This window comes from Variovorax sp. TLI9-5A (assembly GCF_056867935.1).
In genome coordinates, this window is record NZ_CP200310.1 from 6,121,319 (window position 1) to 6,134,716 (window position 13,398).

The following is a 13,398-nucleotide window of genomic DNA, read 5'->3' on the forward strand; positions in this document are numbered from 1 at the left end:
CGCGGATCATCCAACAAACCCCACCACGGACCGCCATGAACCCCGACCCCCTGCCCTCTTCCTTCGCGGCCTTCGCCGACGGACTGCCATCCGACCCTTCGCCGCTGCGCGCCCGCATCACCGCGGCCTGCCGCCGCCCCGAACCGCAGGCACTGCCGCCCCTGCTCGCGCAGGCCCGGCTGCCCGAAGGCCAGGCGGAAGAGGCGCAGGAACTCGCCTACCGCATCGCCCGGCAGCTGCGCGAGCGGAAAAGCTCGGGCGGCCGCGCCGGCCTCGTGCAAGGGCTCCTTCAGGAATACGCGCTGTCGTCGCAGGAAGGCGTGGCGCTGATGTGCCTGGCCGAGGCGCTGCTGCGCATTCCCGATGCGGGCACGCGAGACGCGCTGATCCGCGACAAGATCGCGCACGGCCAGTGGCAGTCGCACGCGGGCCGCAGCCCCTCGGTGTTCGTCAACGCGGCGACCTGGGGCCTGCTGCTCACCGGCAAGCTGGTGGCAACCCACAGCGAGGCCAGCCTGTCGACCGTGCTCACGCGGCTGATCGGCAAGGGCGGCGAGCCGCTGATCCGCAAGGGCGTGGACATGGCGATGCGGATGATGGGCGAGCAGTTCGTCACCGGCGAGACCATCGGGCAGGCGCTGGCCAACGCGCGCGAACTGGAGGCGCAGGGCTTCCGCTATTCGTACGACATGCTCGGCGAGGCGGCGCTGACCATGGAGGATGCGCAGCGCTACCGCGTCGCGTACGAGCAGGCCATCCATGCGATCGGCAAGGCGTCGGCGCGGCGCGGGGTGTACGAGGGCCCGGGCATTTCCATCAAGCTGTCGGCGCTGCACCCGCGCTACAGCCGCGCGCAGCATTCGCGCGTGATGGCCGAGCTGTACCCGGTGCTGCGCGAACTCGCGCTGCTGGCGCGGCAGTACGACATCGGCCTGAACATCGACGCGGAGGAAGCCGACCGACTGGAGCTCTCTCTCGACCTGCTGGAGCGCTTGTGCTTCGAGCCCGGGCTCGCGGACTGGAACGGCATCGGCTTCGTGGTGCAGGCCTACCAGAAGCGCTGCCCCTTCGTGATCGATTTCGTGATCGACCTCGCGCGCCGCAGCGGCCACCGGCTGATGGTGCGGCTGGTGAAGGGGGCCTACTGGGACAGCGAGATCAAGCGCGCGCAGCTCGACGGCCTCGACGGCTACCCGGTCTACACGCGCAAGGCCTACACCGACGTGTCGTACCTCGCCTGCGCGCGCAAGCTGCTCGACGCGCCCGAGGCCGTGTACCCGCAGTTCGCCACGCACAACGCGCACACGCTCGCCGCCATCTACACGATGGCCGGGCCCTCGCGCTACAGGCCGGGGCAGTACGAGTTCCAGTGCCTGCACGGCATGGGCGAGCCGCTTTACGAGCAGGTGGTGGGGCCGCTCGCGCGGCCGTGCCGCATCTACGCGCCGGTGGGCACGCACGAGACGCTGCTGGCGTACCTCGTGCGCCGGCTGCTGGAGAACGGCGCGAACACCTCCTTCGTGAACCGCATCGCGGACCCGACGATTTCGCTGGAAACGCTGGTGGAAGACCCGGTCGCGACGGTGGAGCACATGGCGGTGCAGGAAGGCACGACGGGCCTGCCGCATCCGGCCATCCCGCTGCCGGCTACGCTGTACGGAACGCAGCGCGCCAACTCGCGCGGGCTCGACCTTGCGAGCGACGACAGCCTGCGCGCGCTGGGCCATGTGCTGAACGAGAGCGCGGAGGAGCAGTGGCGCGCGGCGCCGATGCTGGCCGAAGCCGCGTCCGCTGGCGAGACGGCGAACGTGCTGAACCCCGCCGACCACCGCGACATCGTCGGGCAGGTCCAGGAAGCCACGCTCGCCGATGTCGAATCGGCCATCGCGCAGGCCCACGCCTTCGCGCCGGCATGGGCCGCCACGCCGCCCGCCGAACGCGCCACGCTGCTCGAACGCGCCGCCGACAAGCTCGAACAGGGCATGCCCCGCCTGCTCGGGCTGCTGACGCGCGAGGCCGGAAAGACGTACGCCAACGCCATCGCTGAAGTGCGCGAGGCGGTGGACTTCCTGCGCTACTACGCGGCGCAGGCGCGCGGCGATTTCTCCAACGACACGCACCGCGCGCTCGGCCCCATGGCCTGCATCAGCCCGTGGAACTTTCCGCTGGCGATCTTCACCGGCCAGGTGGCGGCTGCGCTGGCGGCGGGCAACCCGGTGCTGGCCAAGCCGGCCGAGCAGACGCCGCTGGTCGCGGCCGAGGCGGTGCGCGTGCTGTGGGAAGCCGGCGTTCCCCGCGCGGCGGCGCAGCTGCTGCCCGGCCGCGGCGAGACGGTGGGCGCCGCGCTGGTGGCCGATGCGCGCGTGCAGGGCGTGATGTTCACCGGCTCCACCGAGGTCGCGCGCATCCTGCAGAAGACGCTGTCGCAGCGCCTGGGCGTGCACGGTGCACCGGTGCCGCTCATCGCCGAGACCGGCGGGCAGAACGCGATGATCGTCGACTCCTCCGCGCTGGTTGAACAGGTGGTGGCCGACGTGATGGCCTCCGCCTTCGACAGCGCCGGCCAGCGCTGCTCCGCCCTGCGCGTGCTCTGCGTGCAGGAAGAAGCGGCCGACCGCGTGGTCGCGATGCTCAAGGGCGCGATGGCCGAGGCCGCCATCGGCAACCCCGCGCGGCTCGCGGTGGACGTGGGTCCGGTGATCGACGCCGAGGCTCGCGACGGCATCGAGCGCCACGTCGAGGCGATGCGCACGCGCGGCCACGCGGTCTTCCGCCAGGGCCGCGAACATGGGCAGGACACGCGCCACGGCACCTACGTGATGCCCACGCTGATCGAGCTCGACGGCATCGCCGAGCTGCAGCGCGAAGTGTTCGGGCCGGTGCTGCACCTCGTGCGCTACCGCCGCCGCGACCTCGGTGCGCTGGTTGGGCAGATCAACGGCACCGGCTACGGGCTGACGCTGGGCGTGCACACGCGCATCGACGAGACCATCGCGCAGGTGGTGGAGAACGCGAAGGCGGGCAACGTCTACGTGAACCGCAACATCGTGGGCGCCGTGGTGGGCGTGCAGCCTTTCGGCGGCGAGGGCCTGTCGGGCACGGGGCCGAAGGCGGGTGGACCGCTGTACATGCTGCGCATGCTGTCGGCACGGCCGGACGATGCGATGGCACGCGCGGTGGCCGATGCCGCGCCGGCTTCGCACCCGGCGCTGTCGGCGCTGGCCCGGTGGGCCGATGCCACCGGGCGGCCTGCGCTCTCGGCGCAATGCGCGCTCTTCGCGGCGCAATCGCGCTCTGGCAGCTCGCGCACGCTGGCCGGGCCGACCGGCGAGCGCAATGTCTACAGGCTGGAGCCGCGCGAGGCGGTGCTGTGCCTGGCCGATGCGGAAGCGGACCGGCTGGCGCAGCTCGCGGCCGTGCTGGCGGTGGGCAGCAGCGCGATCTGGCCCGCCGATGCAGCGGCGCAAAGCCTGCGTGCCTCGCTGCCGGCCGAGGTGCAGCAGTGCGTGGCGGTTGCGAACGACTGGTCTTCGGACACGGTGGTGTTCGATGCCGCGCTGCATCACGGCGATGCGCAGGGGCTGTCGGAAGTGATGCGGCGCATCGCCGCGAGGCCGGGCCCGATCGTCGGCGTGCGCGGCTTCGCGCCGGGCGACGCGCGCATTCCGCTCGAAAGCCTGGTGGTGGAGCGCGCGATCAGCACCAACACCGCGGCGGCGGGCGGCAACGCGAGCCTGATGACGATCGGCTGAGCGCGCCCTGCGGCCTGCTTACTTGTCGAACGCGGGATCGATGGGCACGCGGTAGCCGTTCACGAGCCGGTTGGTCTCGTTGGCCATGCCGACCACGGCCATGAGCTCGGCGAACATCGCGGGCGTCATGCCGGCCTTCTCGGCGCCGGCGTGATGGCTCGCGATGCAGTAGCCGCAGCTGTTGGTGACGCTCACGGCAAGGTAGACCATCTCCTTCACCACCGGGTCGAGCGCGCCGGGCGCCATCACTTCCTTCAGGCTGCTCCAGGTGCGCCTGAGCGTGGCGGGGTCGTTGGCGAGGTACTTCCAGAAGTTGTTGACGTCGGGCACGTTGCGCGTGGTCTTGATGTCGTCGAAGACGGCGCGCACTTCCTCGGAAGCAGCTGCGTATTCGATGGGCTGGGGTTTCATGCAAGGCTCCTGATGGTGGATGCGTTGCCGGCAACGGTACCAGCCTTCCCACGCCCTGCCCGTCAATAAGTCTCCAGAAACCTCGCGTGCTCCTGGTGCATGTGCGAGCGCGCGAGCAACCACTTTCTCAGCGCGGCCTGCGTGTCGGGTGAGAGGTCTTTCGAGCATTGGTCGAAGGCCTCGCCGAGCAGCTTGAACTCGACGTCCAGATGGCGGCGCGAGGGTGAGGTGCCGGAGGTGCCCGAGGTGCCCTGTATGGGATTGCCTTGGGCAAAGCGCAGGAGCGATTCCTGGCCGAAGGCTTCCATCTCCCTGACGAGGCGGCTGCGCTCCAGCATCAGGCGGCGCACGATGGCGTTGCGCCTGCGCGGGCCGAAGCGGCGCAGGATGGGGGTGGAGTCGTCGCCCTGCACGGTCGCCAGGATGATGTCCATCTGCTCGAGCAGATGCAGCCACTGCCCGAGCTGGAAGAACTCCATCGATGCGGCGGGCGCCTTCTCTTCCTTCTTCTTCACGACGAGCATGGTTGTCTCCTGCTGTCATTCTTTTGCTGATGAGCCCCGGCCTGCTTCGGGCCGGGGCTTCATGCACTGCCGTATGCGACGGGGGCCGGCCAGGGCCGGCCACCCGTGCGCGCTCGATCACCTGAGGTCGAAGCGATCGAGGTCCATCACCTTGGCCCACGCGGCCACGAAGTCGCGCACGAACACCTGCTGCGCATCGCTGGAGCCGTAGACCTCCGAGAGGGCGCGCAGCTGCGAGTTCGAGCCGAACACCAGATCGGCGGTGGTCGCGGTCCACTTCGCCTCGCCGCTGGTGCGGTCGCGTCCTTCGAGCACGTTGGCATCCGCGGCCGACTTCTTCCAGCCGGTGCGCATGTCGAGCAGGTTCACGAAGAAGTCGTTGCTCAGGGTCTCCGGCCGCTTGGTGAAGACGCCGTTGGGCGACTGCCCGAAGTTCCCGTTCAGCACGCGCAGGCCGCCGACCAGCACCGTCATCTCGGGCGCGCTCAGGCGCAGCAGCTGCGCCTTGTCGAGCAGCAGGTCGGCGGTGGCTGCTGGGTTGGTGCCCTTGCGCAGGTAGTTGCGGAAGCCGTCGGCCAGCGGCTCCAGCGGCGCGAAGGACTCGACGTCGGTCTGTTCCTGCGAGGCGTCCATGCGTCCCGGCGAGAAGGGCACGGTCACGTCCTGGCCGCCCTTCTTCGCGGCGGCCTCGACCGCGGCGTTGCCGGCCAGCACGATCAGGTCGGCCAGCGAGATCTTCTTCTTGCCGCCGGCCTGCGCGCCGTTGAACTCCTTCTGGATGCCTTCGAGCACCGACAGCACCTTCGACAGCTCGGCCGGCTGGTTCACTTCCCAGTCCTTCTGCGGCGCGAGGCGGATGCGCGCGCCGTTGGCGCCGCCGCGCTTGTCGCTGCCGCGGAAGGTCGAGGCCGAGGCCCAGGCGGTGCGCACGAGCTGGCCGATGCTCAGGCCCGAGGCCAGCACCTTGGCCTTGAGCGCGGCAGTGTCCTTGTCGTCGACCAGTTGGTGGTCCACGGCGGGGATCGGGTCCTGCCAGATCAGCTCTTCCTTCGGCACCAGCTTGCCGAGGTAGCGGGCGCGCGGGCCCATGTCGCGGTGCGTGAGCTTGAACCAGGCGCGGGCGAAGGCGTCGGCGAACTCCTGCGGGTTGGCCATGTAGCGGCGCGAGATCTTCTCGTAGGCCGGGTCCATGCGCATGGCCATGTCGGCCGTGGTCATCATCGGGGCGTGGCGGCGCGACGGGTCGTGCGCGTCGGGCACGGTGCCGTTGCCGGTGTCGCCCTTGGGCTTCCACTGGTGCGCGCCGGCCGGGCTCTTGGTGAGTTCCCATTCGTAGCCGAACAGCGTCTCGAAGTAGCTGTTGTCCCACTTGGTCGGCGTGGGGGTCCAGGCGCCTTCGATGCCGCTTGTGGTGGCGTGCACGCCGATGCCGCTCTCGAAGCTGTTCTTCCAGCCCAGGCCGAGTTCCTCGATGTCGGCGCCTTCCGGTTCGGCGCCGACCTTCGTCGGGTCGCCAGCGCCGTGTGCCTTGCCGAAGGTGTGGCCGCCGGCGGTGAGCGCCACGGTTTCCTCGTCGTTCATTGCCATGCGCGCGAAGGTCTCGCGGATGTCGCGGGCCGATTTCAGCGGGTCGGGGTTGCCGTTGGGGCCTTCGGGGTTCACGTAGATCAGGCCCATCTGCACGGCGGCCAGCGGGTTGGCGAGCTCGCGGTCGCCGCTGTAGCGCTCATCGCCCAGCCATTTGTTCTCGGCGCCCCAATTGACGTCGTCTTCCGGCTCCCAGATATCGGGGCGGCCGCCGGCGAAGCCGAAGGTCTTGAAGCCCATGGACTCCAGCGCGACGTTGCCGGTGAGGATCATCAGGTCGGCCCACGAGAGCTTGCGGCCGTACTTCTGCTTGATCGGCCACAGCAGGCGGCGCGCCTTGTCGAGGTTGCCGTTGTCCGGCCAGCTGTTGAGCGGCGCGAAACGCTGCGCACCCGCGCCGCCGCCGCCGCGGCCGTCGAAGGTGCGGTAGGTGCCGGCCGAGTGCCAGGCCATGCGGATGAACAGCGGGCCGTAGTGGCCGTAGTCGGCGGGCCACCAGTCCTGCGAGTCGGTCATCAGCGCGTGGAGGTCCTTGACGACGGCGTCGAGGTCGAGGGTCTTGAACTCCTTGGCGTAGTCGAAGGCCTCGCCCATGGGGTTGGCCTTGGCGGAGTGCTGGTGCAGCAGCTTCAGATCGAGCTGGTTGGGCCACCAGTCCGTGTTCGTCGCGCCGCGGCGTGCAGTGCCGGTGGTTGCATGGCCCGGGAACGGGCATTTGGCTTCATCGGACAAGGGGATCTCCTTTGGTTGTCGGGTCGCTCGGTGGGGTGGAGCCGAATCAGTCTAGGTTCGGGTAGCCCTTCCATCAATCCAATTGAGTGCATTGAATCCATAGCCAAGAGCTATGAATTTCAGTCCCTTGTCCGCCGAAAGTTCCAGCTAGCCGACGTCCTTCGGCCGGGTGCCGGGCACGGGAACCAGCCCCTGGCGGATTGCGGTGGTCGTGTGCCCGCCGAAGCCCCAGTTGTCGGTGTCGACCTCCTCGATGGCGATGTGCGTCCACTCCGGCGGCTTGTGCAGCACGCGTTCGAGGGTGTCGGTGACTTCGCGGATGAGCTGCGCCTTCTGCTCGGCGGTGGTGCCCTCGCGGGTGAGGCGGATGCTGACGAATGGCATGGCCGTATCTCCTTCGCGCTCGGTGCTCAGCGCCCGGCGCTGAAGCCGCCGTCCACCGGCAGTACGGTGCCGGTCACGAAGCCGGCGCGGGCGAGGTAGAGCACGGCTTCATTGATGTCGCTCGTGGTGCCGATACGGCCCAGCGGATGCAGGCCGGCGAGCGCCGTGTGGTTGTCGGCGCCGTGCATCGGCGTGTCGATGATGCCGGGCGCCACCGCGTTCACCGTGATGCCGTGCGGCGCGAGTTCGAGGGCCAGTGCGCGCGTGGCCTCGTTGATGCCGCCCTTCAGCGCCACCGCCAGCAGCGCCGGCACGCCGCTGTGGGGCTGCATCGCGAGCGCGGCGGTGATGTTGATGATCCTGCCGCCGCGCCGCCCGCTCATGTGCTTCGCCGCCTCCTGCGAGGCGTAGAGCACACCCTTCAGGTTGGTCGAGATGTTCTCGTCGATCTCCTGCGGCGTGAACTGCACGAAGGGCTTGGCGGTGAAGATGCCGGCGTTGTTCACCAGCACGTCGACATGGCCGTAGCGCGCGATGGCCTGCGCGAACAGTTCACGCGCCGACTCCGGCCGGCCGACGTCGCCCGCCACACCCAGGAAGCGCGCGCCCGCGTTCAGCCCTTCGGCCGCGGCCTGCAGGCGCTGTTCGGTGCGGCCAGTGCCCACGACGTTGTAGCCCTCGCGCAGGAAGGCCTCGGCCAGGCCCAGGCCGATGCCGCTGGTGGCGCCGGTGATGACGACGGTGTTTTCAGACTTGCTCATAGTGGTCCTCGATCAGGTTCGGTTTCAGAAAAAGTTCGGAAGGGCCGGTGCGGATCTCAGGTTTCGCCACCGGTTGGACATAACTTTATTAATGACTCGAAGAGCAATAAACACACGCGACTACACTTGTCTTGATACTCCATGTAATCAATATGCAACGCCAATTCGACGACGTGCTCCTGGGCAGCATCGAGCTGTTCTGCCTGGCTGCAGAGGCCGGCAGCTTCACCGCGGCCGCCAACGCGGCGGGCGTCACGCCGGCGGCGGTGAGCCGCTCCATCGCGCGGCTGGAGAAGCGTCTGGGCGTGCGCCTCTTCGTGCGCTCCACGCGCAGCATCCGGCTCACCGAAGGCGGGCGGGAGTATTTCGAGCAGTGCCGCGCTGCCCTGCACCAGCTGGCGGAAGCCGAGCACAAGCTCACCGGCGAGCAAGTGCAGCCTTCGGGCACGCTGCGCATCAGCGCGCCCACCACCTATGGGCATCACCGCCTGCTGCCGCTGCTGCCCGAGTTCCGCGAGCGCTATCCGCTGATCAAGGTCGAGGCGCACATCAGCAACCGCAACATCGACCTGCACGAGGAAAACTTCGACGTCGCGATCCGCTTTCGCGCCCAGCCCGATTCGACGATGGTGGCGCGCCACTTGGAAGACGCGAAGCTCGTGGTGGTCGCGAGCCCGGCCTACCTGCGCCGAGCAGGGCAGCCACTGACGCTGGACGACCTCGCGCGGCACGAGTGCATCCAGTTCGACCTGCCCAGCAGCGGGCGGCAGATTCCATGGCTGTTCACGGACAACGGGCGCGAGAAGGAGATCCTCTCCGCCGGCAACTACAGCTGCGCCGAAGACGTGCTCGCGGGCGTAACGCTGGCCAGGGCCGGCGCGGGGCTGTTCCAGGCCTACGGCTTCGTCGTCGAGAAGGATCTGGCGCGCGGCGAACTGGTCGAGGTGCTGCAGCCCTACGCGGGGCGCTCACGGCCGGTGAGCCTGATCTATCCGCATGCGCGGCTGCTGCCCTCGCGGGTGCGGGCGTTCGTGGAGTTCATGGCGGAGCGCTCCACATAGGCAAGAGTCTTCAGCGTGGCGGAGCCTGGATCTGCCAGCATGTTTCGGCGCCCCGTTTCCTCGGAGTCAATCCTGGCCGTTGGACCGTGCACGGCAAGACAGGTACCGGGTCGCCGGGCAGCGCGGCGTTCCGGGTGCAAGGGTGGTCGGTCTTTCATCGCCGCCAAGACGGCCTTCGACGACCCGATCTACACCGTGCCGATCGACACCCTGCCGGCGGGCGAAAGCGTCGTTTGGGCCAGCGCCAGGGCAGCGCAGATTCCAGGTCCGCGCTATCCAGCCGAGGAACCGACCAGCCTTAGGAGAGAGCACGGTGAGGGGAAGCCGCCTGCAGGGTCCTACCCGCCAAGCGCGATCCTTTCCCTGTACAGGCTGCGGGCGCCTCTATTTGGAGAGCGCGAGGAATTGCGGCCCGCCGCCCGTGGACGGGAGGCTGACCCCTGTACCGAGCGAGCCGGTCGTCCTGTCGATCGTGAAGAGGGTGATCGTGTTGCTGGCCTGGTTGGCCGTATAGGCGAAGCGGCCCGTGCGGTCCACGGTCACGGAGTTGGGCACGTTGCCCGCCGCGAAAGGCTGGCCCGGCACTGGCGTGAGCGCGCCGGTTCGTGGGTCGATGCTGTACGCCGAGACGTTGTTGGAGTTTCTGTTCGCCGCGTACAGGAAGCGGCCGCTCGGATCGATCGCCATGCCAAAGGGCGTGTCGCCAGCGGGGACCGAGCCGATCTGGGTCAGCGCGCCCGTGGTCGCGTCGATAGAGTAGGCGAGCAGCGTGCCGGGGTTGTTGCCGACGTTGGCATAGGCGAAGCGGCCCGTGGGCTCGATGGCAATGTCGGTGAGTCCGCTGTTGGAGGGCAGCACGACCGACGCGGGCGGAGAGATCGGCTCGCCTGTGGCCGGGTCCAGGCGGAACGTAGCCAACGAGGTGCCGTTGACCACTACGAACGCGAAGCGGCCTTGGGGGTCCAGGCCGATCTTGCGGCTGGTGCCTCCGGCGACGGCGGTGCCGCCGGTGAGGTCGCCGGTGTTGGCATCGACGTCCAGGCTGTGCAGCATCCCGTCCCCGATCACGTAGGCATGCTGGCCGTTGGGTGCGATACCGACGAAGTACGGCTTCGTCCCGACACCGGCAGTGATGGTGCGCCGCTGTGTCAGCGTGCCCGTGGGAACGATGGTGGTGTCGATGGTGTACTGGATGACGCCCCTGGTGGCACCCGAGATGTTGCTGGCGTAGATGTACGGCTTCGATGGGTGCGTGGTCACATGCTGCGGGGTCCCGTCCGTGGGGAAGCTTCCGACATTCGTGAGGCTGCCATCGCCGCCAACGGTGTACATCGACACAGTTCCCGTCCCCTCGTCGGCGGTGAAGGCGAATCGATCGGCACCGGGCGTCGTGCAGGCGATCGTCACGGTGGCAACGGGCGCCGTGGTCACTGTGCCGAAGGCCTGCTTCGCGATGCACACCTGGAGCGCGGTGGGTTGCGTCTTTACCGTCACGCCGTAGTCGGCGCCGACCGCCACCGGCGTCGTGAAGCTGAAGGTGCCGTCGGCGCTCACGGCGAGGTCGTCGCCCGCGTTGTTCTGCAGTACCAGCCCGCCGGCCACATCGAGGCCCGTGACGGCGACGCTCACCTTCTGGGCCGTGGTGGCGCAAACCACCGCCACGTTGGCGATGTCGGCATCCCCGATGGTGCCGGACGGGTTGTTCACCGTGCAGGTCTGCAAAGGCGTCGAGGGCTGCTGCTTGACGCTGACCGCGTAGCTCGTGCCTTTGGCGAGTTTCTCGCTGAAGACAAAAGCGCCGTCGGCGGCCACGGCCACGTCGGCCGAGCCGGCCAGTTGCAGCACGAGCCCGCTGCCGAGCAGGCCGCTGACGCTGCCGCCCACCGTGTACTTCGCGTCGGCCGCGGGCGGCGGATTGTTGCCGCCGGGAGACAAGGGAAAGAAGGAGAAGCCACCGCCACCCCCACCGCCGCCGCACGAAGCGAGCGCGAACGGCACGAGGACGAACACGGCAAGGCGTAGACAGGTAACGAGCGGCATCGCGGGCATTTTTCTTACCTTCAGCAACAAACGGGCGGGGCGATGTTAGCGGCACGCCATCCCATTTGCACTCCCGCCGGTCGGCGGGCTTACCGCGCGTTGTTTAGATGCCGAGGCATGGCGACGCCTGGGAAGCACATCGAACTAGCCGAACCCGGCCGGCGACCGGTAGTTGTCTCGGACTTTAATGCGCTGTCTCCGGATCACTCCACAGTCACGCTCTTAGCCAGATTGCGCGGCTTGTCCACATCGGTCCCCCGCGCGCAGGCGGTGTGATACGCCAGCAGCTGCAGCGGCACCACATGCAGGATCGGCGAGAGCGCGCCGTAGTGCTCGGGCATGCGGATCACGTGCAGACCGTCGCCGCTCCTGATCTTCGTGTCGCCGTCGGCCAGCACGTAGAGCACGCCGCCGCGGGCGCGCACTTCCTGCAGGTTGCTCTTGAGCTTTTCGAGCAGCGCGTCGTTGGGCGCGACGGCCACCACGGGCATCTCGCTCGTCACCAGCGCGAGCGGGCCGTGCTTGAGTTCGCCGGCGGCATAAGCCTCGGCGTGGATGTAGGTCACTTCCTTGAGCTTGAGCGCGCCTTCCAGGGCGATCGGGTAGTGCAGCCCGCGGCCGAGGAACAGCGCGTTGTCCTTGCGCGCGAAGTCTTCGGCCCAGCCGATGATCTGCGGCTCCAGCGCCAGCACCGACTGCAGCGCGACGGGCAGGTGGCGCATCTCCTTCAGGTAGCGTGCCTCGTCGGCATCGCTCAGCCGGCCCTTGGCCTGCGCGATGGCGAGCGTGAGCAGGAAGAGCCCCGCCAGCTGCGTGGTGAAGGCCTTGGTCGAGGCCACGCCGATCTCCACGCCGGCGCGCGTGATGTACGCCAGCTTGCATTCGCGCACCATCGCGCTGGTGGCGACGTTGCAGATGGTCAGCGTCTGCTCCATGCCCAGCGAGCGCGCATGCTTCAGCGCGGCCAGCGTGTCGGCCGTCTCGCCCGACTGGCTGATGGTGACGACCAGCGTCTTCGGGTCGGGCACGGATTCGCGATAGCGGTATTCGCTCGCGATCTCGACCTGCGTGGAGATCTTCGCGATGCCTTCGAGCCAGTACTTGGCGGTGCAGCCGCTGTAGTAGCTGGTGCCGCAGGCGAGGATCAGGATCTTGTCGATGTCCTGGAAGACCCGGTAGGCACTGGCACCGGTGGCGCCGTCCTGGCCGATGCCGTCGAACAGCTCGGGCACGATGCCTTCCACCCCCTCGAGCGTGTCGCCGATGGCGCGCGGCTGCTCGAAGATTTCCTTCTGCATGTAGTGGCGGTACGGGCCCAGTTCGGCCGCGCCGCTGTGGGCGAGCACAGTGCGCACCTGGCGGGTGACCGGCTTGTGGTTCTTGTCGACGATCCAGTACTTGCCCGGCTGCACGTCGACCACGTCGCCCTCTTCCAGGTAGACGATCTGGTCGGTCACGCCGGCCAGGGCCATCGCGTCGCTGGCCAGGAAGTTCTCGGCGCCGTCCTTACCCGCGCCCAGGATCAGCGGCGAGCCCGCGCGCGCGCCGACCACGCGCTGCGGCTCGTCGCGGCAGATCACGGCGATGGCGTAGGCGCCGTGCAGCTGCAGCACGGCGGCCTTCACGGCCTCGAACAGGTCGCCGTCGTAGAGGCTGTCGACCAGGTGGGCGATGACCTCGGTGTCGGTCTGGCTCTCGAAGACGTAGCCCTTGGCTTCGAGCGCGGCGCGCAGCGTCTCGTGGTTCTCGATGATGCCGTTGTGCACCAGCGCGATACGGCCGGGCCGCGCGGCCTGCGCGTCGGCGCCGGGGCCGTGGCTGAAGTGCGGATGCGCGTTGTGCACCGCCGGCGCGCCGTGCGTAGCCCAGCGCGTGTGGGCGATGCCGGTGAGGCCCTCGACCTTGTCGTCGCGCACCTGCGCCACAAGGTCGGCCACGCGCGAGGTGGTGCGCGCCCGCGTCAGGCCGCCGGCATGCACCGCCACGCCGCAGGAGTCATAGCCGCGGTATTCGAGCCGCTGGAGGCCCTGCACGAGGACCGGAACGATGTTGCGATGGGACGCTGCCCCGACGATGCCGCACATGGTGAGCTGCCTTTGAATGTAGAAGGACTCGATGGTAGGAAGGCGCGAAAGAAATATGCATT

The 13,398-nt window shown here is 68.6% G+C and carries 9 protein-coding genes; 2 read left to right on the forward strand and 7 right to left on the reverse strand.

Translation table 11 applies throughout. The features are described 5' to 3' along the window. Positions 1-35: 35 nt before the first annotated feature. Positions 36-3,752, forward strand: coding sequence for a trifunctional transcriptional regulator/proline dehydrogenase/L-glutamate gamma-semialdehyde dehydrogenase (gene putA / locus AC1VNX_RS29120; protein WP_483161024.1), 3,717 nt, complete (start codon positions 36-38; stop codon positions 3,750-3,752). Positions 3,753-3,770: 18 nt separating this feature from the next. On the opposite strand, the gene AC1VNX_RS29125 is transcribed toward putA, so the two are convergent. From AC1VNX_RS29125 to AC1VNX_RS29145, 5 genes are all read right to left on the reverse strand, one after another. Continuing rightward, a complete protein-coding gene (locus AC1VNX_RS29125) occupies positions 3,771-4,163 on the reverse strand; it encodes a carboxymuconolactone decarboxylase family protein (RefSeq protein WP_483161025.1) in 393 nt (130 codons plus the stop codon). A gap of 62 nt (positions 4,164-4,225) precedes the next feature. Continuing rightward, positions 4,226-4,687 carry a hypothetical protein gene (locus AC1VNX_RS29130; protein ID WP_483161026.1) on the reverse strand — a complete coding sequence of 154 codons (462 nt, stop codon included), beginning with the start codon at positions 4,685-4,687 and terminating at the stop codon, positions 4,226-4,228. 117 nt (positions 4,688-4,804) lie between these two features. Beyond that, positions 4,805-7,006: a catalase/peroxidase HPI gene (katG, locus tag AC1VNX_RS29135; protein ID WP_483161027.1), complete on the reverse strand. Its 2,202-nt coding sequence runs from the start codon at positions 7,004-7,006 to the stop codon at positions 4,805-4,807. A gap of 147 nt (positions 7,007-7,153) precedes the next feature. Continuing rightward, positions 7,154-7,390, reverse strand: coding sequence for a tautomerase family protein (locus AC1VNX_RS29140; protein ID WP_483161028.1), 237 nt, complete (start codon positions 7,388-7,390; stop codon positions 7,154-7,156). 26 nt (positions 7,391-7,416) lie between these two features. Beyond that, positions 7,417-8,151 (reverse strand): SDR family NAD(P)-dependent oxidoreductase, encoded by a 735-nt coding sequence (locus AC1VNX_RS29145; protein ID WP_483161029.1) that lies wholly within the window; start codon positions 8,149-8,151, stop codon positions 7,417-7,419. Between the two features lie 152 nt (positions 8,152-8,303). Between AC1VNX_RS29145 and AC1VNX_RS29150 the strand changes: the two genes are divergently transcribed. Beyond that, on the forward strand, positions 8,304-9,212 hold the full coding sequence (locus AC1VNX_RS29150; RefSeq protein WP_483161030.1) for a LysR substrate-binding domain-containing protein: 909 nt from the start codon (positions 8,304-8,306) through the stop codon (positions 9,210-9,212). Positions 9,213-9,596: 384 nt separating this feature from the next. Here AC1VNX_RS29150 and AC1VNX_RS29155 read toward each other — a convergent pair whose 3' ends face one another. Together AC1VNX_RS29155 and glmS are read right to left on the reverse strand one after the other, a co-directional pair. After that, positions 9,597-11,252 carry a lactonase family protein gene (locus tag AC1VNX_RS29155; RefSeq protein WP_483161031.1) on the reverse strand — a complete coding sequence of 552 codons (1,656 nt, stop codon included), beginning with the start codon at positions 11,250-11,252 and terminating at the stop codon, positions 9,597-9,599. 203 nt (positions 11,253-11,455) lie between these two features. Then, positions 11,456-13,336 carry a glutamine--fructose-6-phosphate transaminase (isomerizing) gene (gene glmS / locus AC1VNX_RS29160; protein ID WP_483161032.1) on the reverse strand — a complete coding sequence of 627 codons (1,881 nt, stop codon included), beginning with the start codon at positions 13,334-13,336 and terminating at the stop codon, positions 11,456-11,458. Positions 13,337-13,398 lie beyond the last annotated feature (62 nt).

Coding starts and splice junctions, on each gene's coding strand:
- putA (WP_483161024.1), top strand. CDS start 36: ATGAACCCCGACCCCCTGCCCTCTTCCTTCGCGGCCTTCGCCGACGGA.
- AC1VNX_RS29125 (WP_483161025.1), bottom strand. CDS start 4,163: ATGAAACCCCAGCCCATCGAATACGCAGCTGCTTCCGAGGAAGTGCGC.
- AC1VNX_RS29130 (WP_483161026.1), bottom strand. CDS start 4,687: ATGCTCGTCGTGAAGAAGAAGGAAGAGAAGGCGCCCGCCGCATCGATG.
- AC1VNX_RS29140 (WP_483161028.1), bottom strand. CDS start 7,390: ATGCCATTCGTCAGCATCCGCCTCACCCGCGAGGGCACCACCGCCGAG.
- AC1VNX_RS29145 (WP_483161029.1), bottom strand. CDS start 8,151: ATGAGCAAGTCTGAAAACACCGTCGTCATCACCGGCGCCACCAGCGGC.
- AC1VNX_RS29150 (WP_483161030.1), top strand. CDS start 8,304: ATGCAACGCCAATTCGACGACGTGCTCCTGGGCAGCATCGAGCTGTTC.
- AC1VNX_RS29155 (WP_483161031.1), bottom strand. CDS start 11,252: ATGCCGCTCGTTACCTGTCTACGCCTTGCCGTGTTCGTCCTCGTGCCG.
- glmS (WP_483161032.1), bottom strand. CDS start 13,336: ATGTGCGGCATCGTCGGGGCAGCGTCCCATCGCAACATCGTTCCGGTC.